Origin of the sequence: Ephemeroptericola cinctiostellae, assembly GCF_003339525.1 — a bacterium.
GTDB classification, from domain to species: Bacteria; Pseudomonadota; Gammaproteobacteria; order Burkholderiales; family Burkholderiaceae; genus Hydromonas; species Hydromonas cinctiostellae.
This window is the reverse complement of the sequence record NZ_CP031124.1, coordinates 2085645-2105062: the sequence shown is the minus strand read 5'-3', so window position 1 is coordinate 2105062 and position 19418 is coordinate 2085645. Positions and strand designations below refer to the sequence as shown.

Here is a 19418-nt window from a genome sequence, read left to right as displayed (position 1 = left end):
AATCACAGATCAATAAATCATCAAAAAATATTGAATCGACTAGAAGTATAAACCAAAGCAGGAGCTTTTTATGGAACGGATGGTCTTTTTAATAAGGTGTTGTTACAACATGCCGATGGAAAAAACGATGGAACTGTATGTAAATGATAATGATTTGCATTTTTTGGTTTGTTGTGATATGCTTCCAGCACATTTAAACGCAAAGGAGCCGTCATGCTGTCCGCATTTTTGATCATGCTGCGCGAGGGTATCGAGGCCGCGCTCATCGTTGGCATCATTGCCAGTTACTTGAAACAATCAGGCCATGGCCGTGCAATGCCTGCGCTCGTCGGTGGGGTGGTGCTGGCAATGGTCATGTGCTTTGGTGTGGGTTGGTTTATCAATGCACAGACGGGTGAGATTCCTCAACGTGAACAAGAGCTGTGGGTTGGCGTGATTGGCTTGCTGGCAGTGGGTGTGCTGACAGGCATGACATTTTGGATGAAAAAAGCAGCGCGTTCGATTAAACGTGAGTTGCACGATTCAATCAATAAAGCTTTGAACAATGGCCGTTGGCAAATGTTGTCGTTGTTGGCGATGTCGTTTTTTGCTGTGGCGCGTGAAGGGTTGGAGTCGGTGTTTTTCTTGCTGGCAGCGATTGAGCAAGGGCGTGAAAACGGTGCTTTGCTTGGTGCCATTTTGGGCATGGTGGCTTCAGTGGCGATTGGTTATGGCATTTACCAAGGTGGTGTGCGCATCAATTTGGCTAAGTTTTTCAAATGGACGGGTGCATTCATCATTGTGGTCGCCGCAGGTTTGCTGGCGGGGTCTTTACGGGCCTTGCATGAGGCTGGTGTGTGGAACCATTTACAAACATTGGTGTTTGATTGGTCTTCTTTCTTACCCGTGCACAGTGTGGTTGGCGTGTTTTTATCGGGTGTGTTTGGTTATACGCCGACCCCAACCGTTGGTGAGGTTGTGGTTTGGGCGGCCTATTTGGTGGTGGCCTTGTGGTGGTATTTTAAAGATGTGACTGTCGCGGCATCGAGGACACCTGCGATTGAAGGCGTGGCTTCAAATCGCTAAAAAACAATAAAGACCATGCTGGAAAGTGATTTTTCCACGGTCTTTGGACAGTTGATGGATTTTTATAGGATGATCATGGTTTCAAATTTCAAACTCATCGCGGCATCGTGCCTGACTTTGGCTTCTTTCACTCTGACGGCATGTGGTGAAAAAGCCTCAGCACCTAAACCAGCCGACAAAACGGCGGCACCTGCTGCACCCGCAGCCAACCCAGAGGTGGCTGTGGCGGTGACCGACACCGCATGCGAACCCGCTTCTTTGACAGTGCCCGCAGGTAAAACCACATTCATCATCAGCAACAAGAGCAGTCGCCCTTTAGAGTTTGAAATCCTCAAAGGGGTTTTGGTGATTGAGGAGCGTGAAAACATTGCGCCAAGCTTCACTCAGAAACTCACCACCACCTTGGATGCGGGCGATTACGACATGATTTGCGGTTTATTGTCAAACCCACGCAGTAAGCTCACGGTCACACCAAATGCCAATGCACAAGTGGCTGCGATTCCTGTGACCCAATTGGAAGCACCCATTGCCCAATATAAAGCGTATGTGTTGGATGAAACGAAAGCCTTTGTAGAAAAAACAGAAGTGTTTGTTGCCGCGATCAATGCGGGCGACATGAATAAGGCCAAAGCATTGTATGCATCGACCCGTGCACATTACGAACGCATTGAGCCGATCGCTGAATTGTTCTCCGATTTGGATGGCTCAATTGATGCCCGTGCCGATGCCTATAAAAAAGTTGAAAAAGACCCTGAATTCACAGGCTTTCACCGCTTGGAGTATGCCTTGTGGTCAGAAAAATCTTTAAAAGGCATGAAGCCGATTGCGGACAAATTGCTATCGGACGTGAAAGCGTTGCAAACGCAAATCGCAGGCTTGAACTTCCCCGCAACCAAAGTGGTGGGGGGGGCAGGCGTGTTGATTGAGGAGGTGGCGAACGGCAAAATCAGTGGTGAAGAAGAGCGTTACAGCCACACCGATTTGTCTGACTTTGATGCCAATATGGCGGGTTCAAAGAAAATTGTTGATTTGTTCCGTCCTTTGATTGAAAAAGCCGATCCCGTTTTATTGAAGAAAACCGATGACAATTTTGCCTCAGTCGAAGCCATCTTGAGCAAATACAAGCAAGGTGACACATGGGCATCGTATGATAAATTGACAGAAGCCGATCGCAAGGCCTTGGCTGCCCCCGTCACGGTGTTGGCTGAAGATTTATCAAAATTACGTGGTTTATTGGGTTTGAACTAAGTTCCCATGTCTTTTGTTTTTTGCCAACATGTCTGTTTATCGGGCATGTTGGCGTTTTGTTTTGTGGGCATTAACCCCACCCGTTTTAACCCCATCATTACCCAATCACCATGACAACAGTACACATCAACGACACGCAGGACACCGAACAACCCAAATCCCCCCATCGCCGCAGTTGGCTTAAAGGCATTGGCGTGGGCGCAGTCAGCTTGGGCGCTGGTGCGCTGGCAACCAAAGCGTACATTGACAGCAGCGACGGCACTCAAACTAAACAAGATGCATACGGCACCCATCAAGCAGGCATCATCACGCCGCAGCCTGCGGCTGCAATCATTGTTGTATTTGACGTGTTGGCCAAAGACAAAAAAGGTTTTGAGAAGCTGCTTCGCACCTTGACTGATCGCATCACCTTTTTGACACAAGGGGGGCAACTGCCACAGATTGATCCAAAATTTCCCCCGCTCAACAGTGGCATCATGGGTGATAAAGTTTTTCCTGATAATTTAACCATGACTGTGTCTCTCGGCGCGAGTGTGTTTGATGGCCGTTTTGGTTTGACGGATCTTAAGCCTCAATATTTGCAAGACATGCAGCCTTTCCCCAACGATGCACTCGAACCTGAGTCAACCGATGGCGATTTGTCCATACAAATTTGTTCGAACACTGCTGAAACGTGTATCCATGCTTTACGCGACATCATTAAAAACACGCCTGATTTGATGACGATGCGCTGGCAAATGAATGGTTTTCTGCCGCCGCACATGATCCGTAAATTGGGCAAAGACACCATGCGCAATCTGTTGGGCTTCAAAGATGGCACTTCCAACGTGGATGCCAAAAATGATGCCTTATTGAATGAGTTGATCTGGGTGAGCGATCATGCCAACAGTGCGGGCGAACCCGCATGGGCGAAGGGTGGATCGTATCAAGTGGTGCGTTTGATTCGCAATCGCGTTGAGTTTTGGGATCGCACACCATTGCAGGAACAAGAAACCATTTTTGGGCGGCACAAATTAAGTGGTGCGCCTTTGGGCAAACCCAACGAACACGATGACCCTGATTTTGCCAGCGACCCCGACGGCAAACGCATCCCCCATGATGCGCACATCCGTCTCGCCAATCCACGGACACCTGAAACACGTAAAAATTTGATTTTACGCCGGGGTTACAACTATTCACAAGGCTTGAGCAAGTCGGGGCAATTGAACATGGGTTTGCTGTTTGTGTGTTATCAATCCAATTTGCTCAACGGTTTTTTGACGGTGCAGGGGCGCATGAATGGCGAGTCGCTTGAGGAATACATCAAGCCGTTTGGTGGCGGTTATTTTTTCAGCTTACCTGGTTTTGCTAAAGGCGAGTACTTGGGGCAAGGTTTGATTCAGGCTGCGGTTTAAATCAAAGACATACAGCCAATTTTGAAGTGCGCATGCACCTGAGTGGCGCATGCGCAAACACGTCTCCAAGCACGCCTCACATGGATGTCGAGCGATTACACCCGCGAATGGCTTGAGCAAGCTGTGAGCGCCAATTGGCGTAAGGTGCGCACATTACAAAGCAAATTAGGCATTCGATGTAAACCAAGCCATTTATTCAAACGCACAACCAATGGCTTGTACAAAACAAGCGGGTTGAGCAGAACCGAATGGACTTGACCACTTAAAATAAAGTATGCATCGTCATTTGATGGGCGTATGATTGAACCACAAACTTAATTTATAACCATTTTATTTTGGAGACGTCATGAGAAACTTAAACGAAACCGATGCAAGCGCAATCATTGCAACTTTGAATAAAATCATGGAAATTGAATTGGCTGGCGTGGTGCGCTACACACACTATTCGTTGATGGTGTATGGCTATAATCGCATCCCAATTGTGGGCTGGTTGAAAGACAACGCCACTGAAAGCTTGGACCATGCCCACCGTGCAGGTGAGTTGGTGACATTGCTGGGTGGCCATCCCTCCTTGCGCATTGGTCAGTTGCTTGAAACTGAGCAGCATGACATTGGCGACATCATGAGCGAAAGCTTGGCGCACGAAACCACTGCGATTGAAGCTTATTATGAGTTGCTCAGTTTATCAGAAGGGAAATCGGTGCTTGTTGAAGAATATGCACGCGAAATGATTCAACAGGAGGAATTGCACTTGGACAGTGTCAATAAAATGTTGCGTCGGCCTGGTGTGATTCACCCGTTTATTGCGTGATTCAGGCGTGATTCATGTGTGATGATGCTTGGATGGGTGTGGTTTGAACAGGCTTTGGTTTTTATTTCGCCGAATATTCGATCAAATATCCGATGGTGCCGATCAGGCTTAAAAGCCTGCTCTGAATCCGATTCTTTTTTTGATTCTGTTTGAGGGTAATTGTGATGGTCTGCTCCATTCACCTAATCATCTAATACAGTCATTTAAACAGTCATTTAAACAGTTATGCAATAAAAAATCCCCTGATGGGGATTTTTTATTGCTTTTAAATTGGTTGCCATACCGCATGATTCAAAACAGTTGCGTGTACTGAAGCAAGAGCTTTTCTAACCAAGTGCGGTTGTTCAATGGGTGTTCACTGCTGCGTTGTTCTTGTGACAGTGCATATTGCCAAGCGTGCGCACGGGTCACAAAGGTTTCAGGCGCGTGGGTGGTGAGTTTGTTTAAGGCGGATGCATGGGCCGCATAGTAGCGTGGTTCGGCCACATGTTGAGCGACCAGTAACGCATCATGCAACCAACGTTGCAGCCACGTCATCACTGTACTCATGCTGACGATGTGCGGTTCACCTGCAAGGCGAGATTTGTCTGCATCTTTGATGTGTTTGTCAAATTGCTCGGCCAGTTTGAGGGCATCCATGTGTTTGCCATGTGCCAGTTCATTGACAAAAGCATCTTGCAGCTTGAAATAAGCGGTGTCGTGCAGTTCGGCGACACGTTGTACAGCGCCATTCTCTTGAATTAAATAGTGAGCCCAGTTGGGGTTTGCGCCGTAGTGAGCCGTTAAATAATCCACGGCATCGTGGGTGGCAGGTGCGGGTAAGTTCACGCGTTGGCAGCGGCTGACGATGGTCGGCAGCAATTGTTTGACATCGTGCGCAAGGAGGATAAATAAAGTGTGTGGTGGTGGTTCTTCTAAGGTTTTGAGCAGTGCATTGGCGGCATTAAGGTTCAGCTTGTGTGCAGGATAAACCAATACAACACGTGTGCCACCACGATGGCTGGTCTGGTTGACCATATTGGCCAATTCACGCACATCGTCGATGGTGATGAGCTTGCTTGGTTTTTCTGGACGCAGCTCTTCAATGGGGTGGTTGATGTCGAGCATGCTCGGTCGAATCACGCGTAAATCGGGGTGGCTGTAGGCCGCCAACATATTGCAACCCGCGCATTGATGGCAAGGTTCGTGTGTTTTAGTGGGGTGTTCACATAAAACACTGGCCGCCAAATGATGCAGCAACGCTTCACCACCCGTATCTTCGGGGGCAACCAGCAAATAAGCATGCGCACGATTGGGTTGGGCATGCCATTGGGCAAAAAAAGGTGCGTGCCAAGGCAAAAGGGTGGTGTGCATCATATCAAATGACCATGTTGAGGTGTTGAGCAAGGGCGGTGCGGATTTGCGTGCGTGTGTGTTCAAAAGTGCCCGTGCTGTCAATGATGGCGATGCGGCTTGGATCGGCTGCTGCACGGGCAAGGTAAGCTTCGCGTGTGCGCACAAAAAAATCCATGGACTCTTGTTCAAATTTATCCAAGCTGTCACGTCCTTTGGCCAAGCGTGCTTGTGCGACTTCAAGTGGTACGTCAAACAACAGGGTTAAATCTGGCTGTAAATCATGCTGTACCCATGCTTCGAGCTGTTCAATTTTTGTCAATGAAACACCGCGCCCGCCGCCTTGATAAGCATAAGTGGCATCGGTAAAACGGTCTGAAATCAAGATGTCCCCACGTGCCAAAGCGGGCACAATGACTTGTGCGATGTGTTCACGTCGAGAGGCAAACATGAGCAAGGTTTCTGTTTCCAAATCCATTTTTTCGTGCAATAACAGATCGCGCAAACGCTCGCCCAAAGGCGTGCCACCTGGTTCGCGGGTCAAAACGACAGAATGCCCAATGGCTTTGAGTTGTTCGGTCAACCATGCCAATGGCGTTGACTTTCCTGCGCCATCGACGCCTTCAACGGTGATGAACAGGCCTTTTTGGATCATGTGTGTGTCTTTCATTGCAAACAGTTAATCGCAAAGTAAAATCCTACTTTACGTTCATTTTATATTAGAAATTTTGAGCAGGAAATCTGAAAAAAATCTTGGTCAAGCACAATCGACTCATCAACGAGGCCATCGGATTGTTCGTGAGTTTCACTCAATGGCATTTTTTACACACAGTGTGGACGTGCGTGCGAGCGGTTGAGGGCTATAGCCTATACTAAGGCGCAGCTGTTGTGGCAGATTTTATGGGGTTCAATTGATATTTTTGCACCGCTGCGTTGTGTGCTGACAGTGTTTCTGAAAATTCGCTCGAACCATCACCGCGTGCCACAAAGTATAAAGCCTTGCTGTCTGTTGGGTGCAGGGCGGCTTCGATTGAGGCCATGCTCGCAGTGGCGATTGGCGTTGGGGTGAGGCCGTTGCGGGTGTAAGTGTTGAATGGGGTGTCGCGTTGTAAATCTGCTTTGGTTAAATTGCCGTTGAACGTGTCGCCGATGCCGTAAATCACCGATGGGTCTGTTTGCAATCGCATGGGGGTTTTGAGGCGATTGATGAACACCGAAGCAATCATTGGGCGATCAGCAGCGGTGCCTGTTTCTTTTTCGATGATGGAGGCCATGGTCAAAGCTTCATACGGCGAGGTGTAGGGCAGGTCAGCGGCACGTTTGTCCCATGCTGCACTCAATTTGGTTTGTAATGTTTGTGCTGCGCGCGCGAGTAAGGCGGTTTCTGTCTCGCCACGGCGGTATTGATATGTGTCAGGGAATAACATGCCTTCGGCAGAAGGTGTGCTCAGTTTGAGTTCCGTGGCAAGCTGTTTGACATCAAGTTCTTGGGCATTGTGTTGAACATCGGCCTTGAGCAATGCGGCTTTGATTTGAGACCATGTCGCACCTTCAGGCAATCGAACTCGCGTGGGGGCCACATCTCCACGGGCAATTTTGTCCAAAATACTGCGTAAGCTGTTGCGTGCATTGATGTCGTAATCACCTGATTTGAAATCACCACTGCGGCCCGTAATGAATGACAAAGCCGTGATTTCGAAAGCCGACACCGAGCCGCCCGACGATTTTGATAGCGCTGACAATTGTTCGGCAATGGTGGATGCGCCCACACCTTTGGCTATGGTCAGGCTTTGCGTGCCTGATTTGTCACCCAAAGGTGAAGACAGGCGCGTCATGCCCCACAGTGTCACCATGATGAGGGCAATGATGAGCAGGGTGGTTTTTTTAAATTTGAACAATAAATTCATGGTCGGTGTGGTGTTCTGTTTTGATTTACAATGAAGCACTATTCTAAATTAGATTTACTTTCAGATGGGATTATAGGCATGACGATGTTCACAGACATGACAATTGATGATTTAAAACATGGAGCCGATGCGGAATTGTCTGCTCAATTAGGTTTGATTCGCGCAAGCGGTGCCGATGCGCGTTCTTTTTTACATGCGCAATTGACGCAAGACATATTGAACCTTGAGGGCAATGACACCAAGTTGGCGGGTTATTGTTCGGCCAAAGGGCGGTTGTTCGCGGTGTTGCAGGTGTATGCCGTGGGTGAAGATGTGTTTTTGGTCACGCATCGCCCATTGATTGAGCTGTTGGTGAAACGCTTGAAAATGTTTGTTTTACGCGCCAAAGTGGCGATTGAGGATGTCTCTGATGGGCATCGCATAAAGGGCAAGGCAGGGGAGGCTTGTTTGGCTCATGGTGTGGCTGAAACGAGTGACCACACTCAACGTTTGGGTTTATTGCCTGCATTGATCAATGGTGAGTCGTTGGCACGTGAGTTGTTGATTATACGTGTTGATACACGTGTTGAATCTGATCGTGCTGTGAGTACTGTTGGCATCGCACGTGATTTGGGTGTTGAGGGGTGGCAATGGCTGGCGATTGTGGCTGGCGAAGGCCATGTTGAGGCGGCGACCTTGGAGGCTTTTGTGCCGCAAATGATTAACCTTGATCGGATTGGTGGGGTGAATTTCAAAAAAGGCTGTTATCCAGGTCAAGAAGTGGTTGCGCGCAGCCACTATTTGGGTAAACTCAAACGCCGCATGCAATGGGTGCAATTGCATTTTGACAATGCCGAAAGTGCCCGCGAGGCTGCAACGAATATGCCAGCCAAAACAGATGTTTGCAGCAGCTTAGATGCAAGCCAGCCCATCGGTGTTGTGGTCTCAGCGGCGGTGAGTTTGTTGAACCATTCAACAGTGGATGCCTTGGTTGAAGTGAGTTTGCCGATGTTAGATGGGGGGGCTTTGTTGTCGATCAATGGTCATGAGGCGGCGTTACAACCTTTGCCTTATGCTTTGAGTGATTGATTTCCATCGCACAACGGATCTGCTGTGTGATGGGCTACAATGCCCATTTCTATAATAAAAACGCCAGCTGAATTGTAGGCGTTTTTATTTAATTGAATGGGAAAGGCGTTTATTTTATGTTTATGAAGAGCAACTCACTTCAACAGCCATGCCTTCTTCTGGTTCGGCATTCAATCGTTCATATTGCGTCTGTTCTTGAAAGGGCTGTTGTAAACATTCAAACAGGGTCGACACTTCACTGAAATCGCCCCGCTCGGCTTGCTCAATTGCGTCTTGCGCCAAGTGATTGCGCAAAATATATTTGGGATTGACCGCATTCATGCGCACAGTTCGTGTGTTGTTGGGTTCGCTCAAGAGGCGCACCGCATATTTGCTTGCCCATGCATCAAACGCAGTTAAATCCAAACAGTCATTGCGAATCGTTGCGCCCTGATTGCTTTCAAAATCAGCCAATCGCCTGAAAAAACGGCTGTAATCCAAATGGTTGTGCGCCATCATGGCCAAAGTGTCTTGGATCAAATCGGCATCGTTGTGCTGTGGTTCAAATAAACCCAACTTTTCACACATCAACCCATGCAAATGGGCTGTGAATTGAGGCCAGTAAGCTGCCAAAGCTGATTTGACGGTGGGAATGTCATCAATCAATGGCAATAAGGCTTGTGCCAAACAATGCAAATTCCATGAACCGATGAATGGTTGGTTTTCAAAAGAATAACGGCCTTCGTGGTCGGAGTGGTTGCAGATATGGGATGGGTTATAGGTGTCCAAAAAGCCAAATGGGCCGTAATCCAATGTCAAACCTAAGATCGACATGTTGTCCGAATTCAACACCCCGTGACAAAAGCCAACGGCCTGCCAGTGCGCCACCAAAACTGCGGTGCGCTCAACGACGGCACTCAATAAAGCCACATAAGGTTGCTCGGCTTCGGCGCACAGTGGGTAATGTTCAGCAATGACAAAGTCTGCCAATGCTTTGAGCTCATCGGTTTGTCCGCGATAAAAAAACACTTCAAACGAACCAAAACGCACAAAAGAGGGGGCGATGCGCATCACCAATGCCGCCGTTTCTCGTTGCTCTCGGTACACTGCGGTGGTTGAGCCCACCAAAGACAAGGCTTGCGTCGTTGGAATCCCAAGCCCCGTCATGGCCGCACTGCATAAATATTCTCGGATGGATGAACGCAGTACCGCACGTCCATCTGAACCGCGTGAAAAAGGTGTGCGACCTGCGCCTTTGAGTTGCCATTCCATGCGTTCACCGTTGTGTAGTGTGCTGCCCAATTGCATCGCGCGACCATCCCCGAGTTGTGGGGTGTAGTGACCAAATTGATGGCCTGCGTACAGCATGGCCAATGGGTGTTGCCCCTCAAACAATTGATTGCCACTGAATAAATTCACATCTAAGGCGGTCGAGGGCAATCCCAGTTGTGCCGCCAGTGGCGCATTGAAATGAACCCAGTGGGGGTGAAGCACAGGTTCAGGCATGACATCGGCAAAAAAAGATGCGCCTAAATGACGAAAAGGGTGGGTGAAGTGTGGGGGGAGGGAATTGTTCATGCATCCATTTTAACCGAATGGGGCTCAAGTGTGTTTGCGTTCAAATCCATGCGCATGCTGAAAAGAGGTAGGTGATTTATAAGTCTGTTTGTGTATAATGAAAAGACTTTGTGTTGTTTGTGGCTTGGTTTGTATAGGAAGGAATAAATATGTATCGAAAAATAACTGTAAGTGCTTTGTGCATCAGTGGGTTGGGGTTGACTGGCTGTTCGAATTTAAGCGAGATTCAAAAAATGCCTGCCAATCAGGCCATCACCACCGCGTGGCAAAACACCTTGTCTGCACCAAATTTTGCTTACTCATTGAGTTCTGGGGTGGATGCTTTAAGCCTGACCAGTGATAACCCAGAGACCATTAAAATCAATCAGGCGATCAACCGTTTGGGCAAAAATTTTATTTTTGAGGCGGCGGGTGTCGTGGACAACACCAATCAGCGCTACGATCTCACCCCAACATACCGTTACGACAGCCAAAACCTCAAGCTCAGCGTGTCTCTTCCCATCGTTTACAGTGGGCAACAAAAGGCGCTGTACGCCAATTTATCTGCATTTGATGGTTTATTGAATGAGTCGAATAATGTGGGTAAATATTCGCGTTTTGACATGAGCCGTTTCCCCATTGAAGAGAAGTCAGGCAAAATCATTGCAGTGCTCAAGAAATTTCAACATTCTTATTATGATGGCATGAATGCCTCCGCTTTTTCGGAGTTGCCCTTGACGGATGCGGATAAAGTTCAGCACATTGTGCGTAAAATTCAAGTGAAAAGCAACCCGAGTCAAGTGTTTGAGCACATGCCGATGTTGATGAGTGACTTTGTGGAATTATTCAAGGTGGATCCCAAACAAGACGATGCAAGTAAAGATTCGATCGCACTTCAAGCCAAACTGGAGCGATCCATTGAAGGCAACAGCGAACTCTTGCCCAGTAAAAAAATGATGGATGAGCTGGCCAAAATGATAGACCCAGCATCTGAACAAATAGAAGTATTTGGCTTCAATAAAGCGGGTCAACTCGTTGAAAATGAAGTGAAATCAAATGTCATCATTGCGCCTGAGGCGAACCAAGGTACAGCAGAACATACAAAAGAAAAAACAGGCTTAGAGGCAATAAAAGGGATTCGGATGAGCAGCCATTCAAGCATGCGTTTGTATGATTATGGTGTGGCAAAGTCTGCAGAGCCGTTGACTGCGGAGAATACGGTTGATGGCTTTGAGAATTTAAAAGGGTCGTTGTTGGGGCAAACCTTTGTGGATAAAATTGCACCGCGTTCTGAGGTCAGCGAGGCGGCCAATGCAAGCACAGCAACAGATGCCGCAAAAGCCGTCGCAGGAAAAACAGCCAAACCCATGACACATCGTGTTGATCGTCGAGTGCGTGCCAAAGCCAAATGATTTAATCGCTGAGAGGGCGTGAAGAGCGAGCGAGTTGTTGTTTTTTATTTATTTTGATGTTGTAAGGAGCCGTCAATTGTGAGGCCTGACGATTGTGAGGTCTGATACGAAAAAGAGATTGTCTGTTTGGCGCAGATTGACGTGATCCTTTAACGATTTTTAAAACCCCTACAAAACAGATGTGTAGGGTTTTTTTATGGCGCTTATAATTCATGCACATTCAATCGATGGTTGGCATGGGTTTGCATTTGTGCTTGTATTTGCACGGCTTTTCCTCGACTTTATCTAAGCTTTATCTAAGGAGGCGTTGTATGAACACCGTTGATGGTTCACCGCAACAGTATGTCTTGGCTTTGGATCAAGGCACGACCAGCAGCCGTGCCATTGTGTTTGATCACAGTGGCAGCATTGTGGCGCTGGCTCAAAAAGAATTCCATCAAATTTTCCCATCACCCGGTTGGGTGGAACACGATGCCAACGAAATTTGGAGCACGCAAAGTGGCGTGATGCAAGAGGCATTGAGCGGTGCAGGCATCCGTGCATCCGATGTGGCGGCGATTGGCATCACCAACCAGCGTGAAACGGTGGTGGTGTGGGATCGGCGAACAGGACAGCCGATTCACAATGCGATTGTTTGGCAAGATCGCCGAACGGCTGGATTGTGTGATCAACTGCGTGAAGCAGGCAAGGTGGATGCATTTCAGCAAAAAACGGGCTTGGTATTGGATGCGTATTTTAGTGGCACTAAAGTGCGCTGGATTTTAGACCATGTGGATGGTGCACAGGCACGTGCTGAAGCGGGCGAGTTGGCTTTTGGCACGATGGACTCATGGTTGGTTTACAAATTGACGGGCGGTGCACTGCACATCACAGACCCAAGCAATGCCTCTCGTACTTTATTATTTAACATCCATACGTTGGCGTGGGACGATGAGTTGTTGGGGATTTTGAATGTGCCGCGTGCCATGTTGCCCGAGGTGCGCAGCAGCAGTGAGGTGTATGGTGAGACCGATGAAGGTTTGCTCGGTGGTCGCGTGAAAATTGCAGGAATTGCGGGCGATCAGCAAGCGGCCACCTTTGGTCAAGTGTGTTTGAAACCCGGCATGGCGAAAAACACTTATGGCACAGGGTGTTTCATGTTGCTTAACACCGGCACGCAAGCGGTTCAAAGCAAAAACAAGCTGTTGACCACCATCGGTTGGCATCTGGATGGATGCACGACTTATGCGTTGGAAGGCAGTGTGTTCATGGCGGGAGCGGTGGTGCAATGGTTGCGTGATGGCTTGGGCATCATTCGCAGCAGCAGCGATGTTGAGGCATTGGCGGCGCAAGTCGAAGGCAGTGAAGGCGTGTATTTGGTGCCGGCCTTTGTGGGGTTGGGTGCACCGCATTGGGACAGCTACGCCCGTGGCACATTGATTGGCATGACCCGTGGCACAACGGCAGCACACATTGCCCGTGCCGCGATGGAATGCATTGCTTTTCAAAGTGCAGAGTTGTTAGAGGCGATGCAGCAGGACTCGGGTGAGCCGTTGAAGGAGTTGCGTGTGGATGGTGGGGCGAGTTTGAACAATACCATGATGCAGTTTCAGGCTGACATTCTTGGTGTGCCTGTTGTGCGACCACGTGTGACGGAAACCACGGCATTGGGCGCGGCGTATCTGGCGGGCTTGGCGGTCGGGTTTTGGAAAAATGAAGCTGAGATTGCCAGCCAGTGGCAGATTGATCGACGTTTTGAACCGCACATGGGTGCAGACGAGCGCGGGAAACGCATGGCCACATGGAAACGCGCTGTTCAGCGCAGCATGGCTTGGGATGTTGAGGTTTAGCCCGTGCACTTAAAATACCATGGGAAAAAACACCACGGGAAAAGTAAAGACCTATTTTTTATAGGGATTGCACAGCGCTTGTTCTTCGAGTGAAACACCGGTTTCTTTGTTAGGCAAGCCCTGACGAACATTGAAATAAAAACAGCATGTCCGTAAGAGGTGCGTTTTTATGTTCTCACCATTTCAATTAAAGGGGTCGTCATGACGCGAGCCAATATCATTCAAAGCATACATGACACCGCCCAGTGGGATGTGTTGGTCATCGGCGGCGGCGCATCTGGCTTGGGCACGGCGCTAGAGGCAGCTTCGCGTGGTTATCGCACCTTGTTGCTGGAGGCGGAAGATTATGCCAAGGGCACCAGCAGTCGCAGCACCAAATTGGTTCATGGCGGCGTGCGGTATTTGGCTCAAGGCAACATCCCGCTGGTGCGCGAAGCCTTGCACGAGCGTGGGGTGTTGAAAAATAATGCACCGCATGTGGTGCATGACATGGGTTTTTTGATAGCGTCTTACCATTGGTGGACAACACCTTTTTATGGCTTGGGTTTGAAAGTCTATGACCTGCTGGCGGGGCGACTCAATGTGCGCCGCAGTCGTTTTGTGAGTAAGGCTGAGGCTTTGCAACACACGCCGAGTTTGAAGCAGAAGGGTTTAAAGGGCGGCGTGTTGTATTTTGATGGTCAATTTGATGACAGCCGTTTGGCGATCACGCTCATGCGTACGCTGGTTGATCAGGGTGGGGTGGCTTTGAACCATGCGCCCGTGACAGGTTTGTTGAAGGACAATGGGCGTGTGGTGGGTGCGACGTTTCGAGAGACAGAAACGGGTGAAAACCAATCTGTGCGGGCAACCGTGGTCATCAATGCAACAGGTGTTTTTGTGGATGACATTCGCCGCATGGAAAACCCCGATGTCAAGGCGATGCTGTCACCCAGTCAAGGTGTGCATGTCGTGGTGGATCGGCGTTTTTTATCGGGTGACAGTGCGTTGATGATTCCAAAAACAGAGGATGGGCGTGTGTTGTTCGCTGTGCCTTGGCATGGGCATGTGTTGATCGGCACGACGGATACGGCCGTGCCGCATGTCAGCACAGAGCCACGTGCTTTGCCCGAAGAAATTGAATTTATTTTGCGCACCGCAGCCCAATATTTGGAACCTGCGCCGACGCGTGCCGATGTGTTGAGTGTGTATGCGGGTTTGCGCCCTTTGGTGAAGGCCGAGGAGGGCACACAGACCAAATCCTTGTCACGTGACCATGTGATTCGAGTGAGTGAGGGCGGTATGATCACATTGACGGGTGGCAAATGGACGACCTACCGTCGCATGGGCATGGACACGGTGGACAAAGCGGTTGAACTGCATGGTCTTGCCGAACGCCCAAGTGTGACTGAGCAACTGCGTTTGCATGGTTGGGCGGATGATGCACCTGCCGACCATTGGCAAGTCTATGGTTCAGATGCCAGATCGATTCAGGCATTGGATGGCGCACAAACGCTGCTGGATGCACGTTTGCCATATGTTGAAGCGGAGGTGCGCTGGGCGGTGCGTTTTGAGCAAGCGCGAACAGTTGAGGATGTCTTGGCGCGGCGCACACGAGCGTTGTTTATGAATGCCCGAGCGAGCATCGATATGGCTCCACGTGTCGCGCAGATCATGGCTGAGGAGTTGTCGTTGAACCGTGATTGGGAAGTTGAGCAGGTGGCAGTGTATTGTGATTTGGCTGAGGGGTATTGTTTGGAAAAGAAGGCAATGTGAGGTTTATTCATTTTCAGCAAAACTGATGCCGATCAAAGCTCAATTCCAATAATACGATGCGGCGCAGCTGGCCACCGTTTTTTTAACTTCTGGGTTGGCGAATATGCGCTGGCCTGCTTGTTGTAAATTGCGCCGCGTCCGCATCTGTTCCATCAATTGATTGCGTTCGGATACTGGCAGAATCGTCAACATGCTTTTCGCCACGCAATGGCATGAGTAGTTTAAATGTTCATGGCTCAAATCCAATGCAGCCACTTGAGGGTTGTTGGGTGCTTGACTGGCGCAGGTTTGGCTGGCCAAAGTCAGCCATGAGGTCTGGTCAAAAGTGCGGGGTTCTGCTTGAGCAATGCCTGCACAAGCGAAACCCAACAGCAACGTCCAAAGAATAAATGACGCGTGTTTTAACATCATGGTCATTCCTATAAAAATATCTGTTTCAGTTTGTTGTGGGTTATTGCAATGCATCAAGCACTTGATGGGTGCGCAATACCCGATCCGCCAGCTCAGGCATGGCATGGGTTATTTTAAGCCTGTTGTTGCCGTTGAGTTGGACATGGCGGTCTTTTTGTATCAGTTGAATGATTTTTAAGCCGTCGATCGGGGCGTTGGCTGCAAAATGCAGGTGACCCAGTTCACTCGACACGTCAATTTTGGTTAAGCCTGACTCCAGCGCACGCAGGCGCAGTTTATGCGTTTCAAGTAAGGCTTGCGCGGCGGGTGGGAACTTACCAAAACGGTCGATCATTTCTTCTTGTAAACCCAATAAATCTTCTAGGTTGTCGGTGCTGGCGAGCCGTTTGTATAAATTCAAACGTTCATTGACGTCATGGCAGTAGTCGGCAGGTAGCAGTGCAGGTGTGTGTAAATTGATCTCGGAGGTCACGCCGAGTGGTGCGGCGAGGTCAGGTTCAATGCCTTTGCGCAGTGCTTTGATGGCGGCATTGAGCATGTCGTTGTACAGTGAGAAGCCGATTTCGTGCATATTGCCTGATTGTTTGTCGCCTAGAATTTCGCCTGCACCACGGATTTCCATGTCTTGCATGGCGAGGAAGAAACCTGAGCCCAGTTCTTCCATTTGGCAAATCGCTTCGAGGCGGCGCGTGGCTTGGCTGGTGAGTGAGTCTTCGTGATGGATCATCAAATACGCATAGGCCTGATGATGTGAGCGACCAACACGGCCACGCAGTTGGTGCAGTTGACCGAGGCCGAATTTATCCGCGCGGTGCATGATGATGGTGTTCGCGTTGGGTACGTCAATCCCCGTTTCGATGATGGTGGTACATAGTAATATGTTCGCACGTTGGTGGTAAAAATCACGCATCACGCGTTCGAGGTCGCGCTCGTGCATTTGACCGTGAGCGATGGCGATGCGCGCTTCGGGGATGAGCTTTTCGAGCTGCTCGCGGCGGTTTTCGATGGTGGAGACTTCATTGTGCAAGAAATACACTTGGCCGCCACGTTTGAGCTCGCGCAAAATCGCCTCGCGCATCACGCCATTTTCTTCTCGGCGAACGAAGGTTTTAATCGCCAAACGTTTTTGTGGCGCGGTGGCGATCACCGATAAATCGCGCACACCTTCCATCGCCATGCTCATCGTGCGTGGAATGGGGGTGGCGGTCATGGTGAGGATGTCGACTTCGGCGCGTAGGTTTTTCAACATTTCTTTTTGACGCACGCCGAATCGGTGTTCCTCATCAATGATGACGAGGCCGAGGCGATCAAATTTGACATTCTCGGACAGTAATTTATGCGTGCCCACCACGATGTCTATCGTGCCTTCTGCTAAACCTTTGAGTACAGCGGTGGTTTCTTTGCCCGTGTTGAAGCGCGACACCTCGGCAATTTTTACGGGCCATTTTGAGAACCGATCGGTGAACGTTTGGCAATGTTGCTCCGCGAGCAGTGTGGTTGGTGCGAGAATGGCCACTTGCTTTCCACCCATTGCCGCGATGAATGCGGCGCGTAAAGCCACTTCGGTTTTGCCAAAGCCCACATCACCACACACGAGTCGATCCATTGGTTTGGCTGAAATCAAATCATGCACCACAGCAGCAATTGCACTGGCTTGATCGGGCGTCGTTTCAAAACCAAAATCATTGGCGAACACTTCGTAATCGTCGGCGCTCAGTTCAAATGCGTGGCCTTTACGCAGGGCGCGGCGTGCATACAGGTTGAGCAGTTCTGCCGCTGTGTCGCGAATTTGTTCCGCGGCTTTTTTGCGTGCCTTGCTCCAGCGATCTGTGCCCAAAGTGTGCAGCGGTGCGTGTTCAGGGTCGCTGCCTGCGTAGCGTGAAATGACGGCAAGTTGTGAAACAGGCACGTACAACGCGGTGTCGTTTGCGTACACGAGGTGTAAAAATTCGGTGACCCCATCGCCCATGTCCATGTTCATCAAGCCTTGATAACGGCCAATGCCATGCTCTTGATGCACCACTGGGTCGCCGATGCGCAATTCTGACAGCGACGCAATCATCATGTCCACGTTCGACGTTTTTTCAGGGCGACGGCGCGCGCGCGTGCCTTGATTGGCGGCGTACAGTTCGGTTTCAGTGATTAGACACAGGCGTTGTGCGCCATCGTCTAAAGAGAAACCGCGTTCCAATGGCGCATGGCTGATGTAAACATGCGGTGCTGTTAATGCGCTGATGTTGGCCCATGCTTCGATTGCTTGAACGTGAATGCCATGACGGCTGAGCGCTTCACTTAATGTGGTTTGCCGCCCCAAACTTTCAGCGAGAATAACGGTGGGGATGTTGTTTTGCTCATTGCGCTGGCACAGGTGTGACAATGCGGCATACGATGCGTCGTGGTGGGTGTTGACGCGCACATCGGGTAGGGTCGCGGTGGATTGCGCCAACAGTTGCTCGGCGGCTTCATCGTTGATTTTGGGGCGCAAGGCCAATTGTGCAAATGCACTGATGTGTGCAAAAAACTGCTCGTCGTTGATGAACAGTTCTTCGGGTGACAGCACGGGTGACGTGTTGTCACCTTTGAGGAACGCATGGCGTTGTTGCGTGTCCGTCCAAAAAGCGCGAATGGTGGTCTGTGCCAAGCCATGTAAAACGATGGTCGCATCATTGGAAATATAATCAAAAATGGTTGCGGTTCGATCAAAGAACAAAGGCAAGTAATATTCAATCCCTGCATTAAAAATCCCGTTGGCCACGTCTTTATACAACGCATGCTTCGATGCATCGCCCTCGAATCGTTCACGCCATGCATTGCGAAATATGCCACGAGCGCTCTCATCGGTGGGGTATTCACGGCCTGGCAACAGTTGCACTTTGGGCACTGGATACAGTGTGCGTTGGCTGTCCACATCGAAGGTTTTGATCGATTCAATCGTATCGCCAAACAGATCCAAACGAAATGGCAACACGCTGCCCATTGGGAATAAATCAATCAAGCCACCACGGAAAGCAAATTCGCCCGGCGCAATCACTTGGCTGACCGCTTGATAACCTGCGTTGACCAGTTGCTCACGCAGCTGTTGAATGTTCAGAACTTCATCTTTTTTAAAGCTGAATGTGCGTGCCAATAAAAAATCAGGGGGCGACAAACGGTACAGCGCGGTGCTCACAGGGACAATCAGCACATCCACCTGTTTTTGCGTCAAACTGTATAACGTTTGCAACCGCTCCGAGACCAGATCATGGTGGGGCGAAAAGCGGTCGTAAGGCAAGGTTTCCCAATCGGGCAGCTGCATTGTCGAAAGCTGCGGTGCAAAATAACTGATTTCAGCCTGTAAGCGTTGCGCATCTTGCGCGTGTTCACACAAAATAACGGTCAAGTGATGTTTTTTTTCAGCCAAAGCTTGTGCCAATTGCCCCAACAATAAAGCATCTGATGAGCCGATGGGCAGGTTTTGGGTGTAGCGTTGACCGCTTTTGAGGTGAGGGATGAGCGAGGCGATTGCAGCAGAAGTCATGAAGGCATTCAAAAGTAGCAATAGACCCACACGCCAATGGCATGTGGGGTACAGGGTGTTTGTTCAGTTGATATTCAGTTGATATTCAGTTGATATTCAGTTGATATTCAGTTGATATTCAGTTGATATTTAT

General features: G+C 49.5%; 15 protein-coding genes. 9 read left to right on the top strand and 6 right to left on the bottom strand.

Annotated features, from left to right (window positions below; translation table 11 throughout):
* Nucleotides 1-213 precede the first annotated feature (213 nt).
* The 5 genes from efeU to DTO96_RS09400 all read left to right on the top strand — a co-directional run bounded on the left by efeU (nucleotide 214) and on the right by DTO96_RS09400 (nucleotide 4518).
* Nucleotides 214-1065, top strand: coding sequence for an iron uptake transporter permease EfeU (gene efeU / locus DTO96_RS09420; RefSeq protein ID WP_114563264.1), 852 nt, complete (start codon nucleotides 214-216; stop codon nucleotides 1063-1065).
* 75 nt (nucleotides 1066-1140) lie between these two features.
* On the top strand, nucleotides 1141-2313 hold the full coding sequence (gene efeO, locus DTO96_RS09415) for an iron uptake system protein EfeO (protein WP_114564010.1): 1173 nt from the start codon (nucleotides 1141-1143) through the stop codon (nucleotides 2311-2313).
* A gap of 110 nt (nucleotides 2314-2423) precedes the next feature.
* Entirely contained in the window at nucleotides 2424-3707 is a 1284-nt protein-coding gene (efeB, locus tag DTO96_RS09410) for an iron uptake transporter deferrochelatase/peroxidase subunit (RefSeq protein WP_114563263.1), read from the top strand.
* A 42-nt stretch (nucleotides 3708-3749) separates the two neighbouring features.
* Nucleotides 3750-3965, top strand: a complete 216-nt coding sequence (locus DTO96_RS09405) for a hypothetical protein (protein WP_114563262.1) — start codon at nucleotides 3750-3752, stop codon at nucleotides 3963-3965.
* Between the two features lie 88 nt (nucleotides 3966-4053).
* Nucleotides 4054-4518, top strand: coding sequence for a ferritin-like domain-containing protein (locus DTO96_RS09400; protein ID WP_114563261.1), 465 nt, complete (start codon nucleotides 4054-4056; stop codon nucleotides 4516-4518).
* A 291-nt stretch (nucleotides 4519-4809) separates the two neighbouring features.
* On the opposite strand, the gene holB is transcribed toward DTO96_RS09400, so the two are convergent.
* The 3 genes from holB to mltG form a co-directional block, all read right to left on the bottom strand.
* Entirely contained in the window at nucleotides 4810-5874 is a 1065-nt protein-coding gene (gene holB, locus DTO96_RS09395) for a DNA polymerase III subunit delta' (protein ID WP_114563260.1), read from the bottom strand.
* 1 nt (nucleotide 5875) lies between these two features.
* Nucleotides 5876-6505 carry a dTMP kinase gene (tmk, locus tag DTO96_RS09390; RefSeq protein ID WP_114564009.1) on the bottom strand — a complete coding sequence of 210 codons (630 nt, stop codon included), beginning with the start codon at nucleotides 6503-6505 and terminating at the stop codon, nucleotides 5876-5878.
* A 217-nt stretch (nucleotides 6506-6722) separates the two neighbouring features.
* Nucleotides 6723-7757 (bottom strand): endolytic transglycosylase MltG, encoded by a 1035-nt coding sequence (gene mltG / locus DTO96_RS09385; protein WP_114563259.1) that lies wholly within the window; start codon nucleotides 7755-7757, stop codon nucleotides 6723-6725.
* Between the two features lie 78 nt (nucleotides 7758-7835).
* On the opposite strand from mltG, the gene ygfZ reads away from it, so the two are divergent.
* Nucleotides 7836-8825 (top strand): CAF17-like 4Fe-4S cluster assembly/insertion protein YgfZ, encoded by a 990-nt coding sequence (gene ygfZ / locus DTO96_RS09380; RefSeq protein ID WP_157964392.1) that lies wholly within the window; start codon nucleotides 7836-7838, stop codon nucleotides 8823-8825.
* A gap of 120 nt (nucleotides 8826-8945) precedes the next feature.
* Here ygfZ and DTO96_RS09375 read toward each other — a convergent pair whose 3' ends face one another.
* Nucleotides 8946-10382 (bottom strand): protein adenylyltransferase SelO, encoded by a 1437-nt coding sequence (locus tag DTO96_RS09375; protein WP_114563257.1) that lies wholly within the window; start codon nucleotides 10380-10382, stop codon nucleotides 8946-8948.
* 149 nt (nucleotides 10383-10531) lie between these two features.
* On the opposite strand from DTO96_RS09375, the gene DTO96_RS09370 reads away from it, so the two are divergent.
* The 3 genes from DTO96_RS09370 to DTO96_RS09360 all read left to right on the top strand — a co-directional run bounded on the left by DTO96_RS09370 (nucleotide 10532) and on the right by DTO96_RS09360 (nucleotide 15357).
* Complete coding sequence (locus tag DTO96_RS09370; RefSeq protein ID WP_114563256.1) at nucleotides 10532-11773, top strand: hypothetical protein; 1242 nt, start codon at nucleotides 10532-10534, stop codon at nucleotides 11771-11773.
* Nucleotides 11774-12084: 311 nt separating this feature from the next.
* Nucleotides 12085-13602: a glycerol kinase GlpK gene (glpK, locus tag DTO96_RS09365; RefSeq protein ID WP_114563255.1), complete on the top strand. Its 1518-nt coding sequence runs from the start codon at nucleotides 12085-12087 to the stop codon at nucleotides 13600-13602.
* Between the two features lie 201 nt (nucleotides 13603-13803).
* Nucleotides 13804-15357: a glycerol-3-phosphate dehydrogenase/oxidase gene (locus tag DTO96_RS09360; RefSeq protein WP_114563254.1), complete on the top strand. Its 1554-nt coding sequence runs from the start codon at nucleotides 13804-13806 to the stop codon at nucleotides 15355-15357.
* Between the two features lie 39 nt (nucleotides 15358-15396).
* Here the strand turns inward: DTO96_RS09360 and DTO96_RS09355 are convergent, their stop codons facing one another.
* Together DTO96_RS09355 and mfd are read right to left on the bottom strand one after the other, a co-directional pair.
* On the bottom strand, nucleotides 15397-15768 hold the full coding sequence (locus DTO96_RS09355; RefSeq protein ID WP_114563253.1) for a hypothetical protein: 372 nt from the start codon (nucleotides 15766-15768) through the stop codon (nucleotides 15397-15399).
* Between the two features lie 40 nt (nucleotides 15769-15808).
* On the bottom strand, nucleotides 15809-19285 hold the full coding sequence (gene mfd / locus DTO96_RS09350; protein ID WP_114563252.1) for a transcription-repair coupling factor: 3477 nt from the start codon (nucleotides 19283-19285) through the stop codon (nucleotides 15809-15811).
* Nucleotides 19286-19418: the final 133 nt, after the last annotated feature.

What these genes read in the sequence shown, in the direction of transcription:
- efeB (WP_114563263.1), top strand. Translation starts at nt 2,424, where the DNA reads ATGACAACAGTACACATCAACGACACGCAGGACACCGAACAACCCAAA.
- DTO96_RS09360 (WP_114563254.1), top strand. Translation starts at nt 13,804, where the DNA reads ATGACGCGAGCCAATATCATTCAAAGCATACATGACACCGCCCAGTGG.
- DTO96_RS09375 (WP_114563257.1), bottom strand. Translation starts at nt 10,382, where the DNA reads ATGAACAATTCCCTCCCCCCACACTTCACCCACCCTTTTCGTCATTTA.
- holB (WP_114563260.1), bottom strand. Translation starts at nt 5,874, where the DNA reads ATGATGCACACCACCCTTTTGCCTTGGCACGCACCTTTTTTTGCCCAA.
- glpK (WP_114563255.1), top strand. Translation starts at nt 12,085, where the DNA reads ATGAACACCGTTGATGGTTCACCGCAACAGTATGTCTTGGCTTTGGAT.
- DTO96_RS09370 (WP_114563256.1), top strand. Translation starts at nt 10,532, where the DNA reads ATGTATCGAAAAATAACTGTAAGTGCTTTGTGCATCAGTGGGTTGGGG.
- DTO96_RS09355 (WP_114563253.1), bottom strand. Translation starts at nt 15,768, where the DNA reads ATGATGTTAAAACACGCGTCATTTATTCTTTGGACGTTGCTGTTGGGT.
- mltG (WP_114563259.1), bottom strand. Translation starts at nt 7,757, where the DNA reads ATGAATTTATTGTTCAAATTTAAAAAAACCACCCTGCTCATCATTGCC.
- mfd (WP_114563252.1), bottom strand. Translation starts at nt 19,285, where the DNA reads ATGACTTCTGCTGCAATCGCCTCGCTCATCCCTCACCTCAAAAGCGGT.
- efeO (WP_114564010.1), top strand. Translation starts at nt 1,141, where the DNA reads ATGGTTTCAAATTTCAAACTCATCGCGGCATCGTGCCTGACTTTGGCT.
- tmk (WP_114564009.1), bottom strand. Translation starts at nt 6,505, where the DNA reads ATGATCCAAAAAGGCCTGTTCATCACCGTTGAAGGCGTCGATGGCGCA.
- ygfZ (WP_157964392.1), top strand. Translation starts at nt 7,836, where the DNA reads ATGACGATGTTCACAGACATGACAATTGATGATTTAAAACATGGAGCC.
- efeU (WP_114563264.1), top strand. Translation starts at nt 214, where the DNA reads ATGCTGTCCGCATTTTTGATCATGCTGCGCGAGGGTATCGAGGCCGCG.
- DTO96_RS09400 (WP_114563261.1), top strand. Translation starts at nt 4,054, where the DNA reads ATGAGAAACTTAAACGAAACCGATGCAAGCGCAATCATTGCAACTTTG.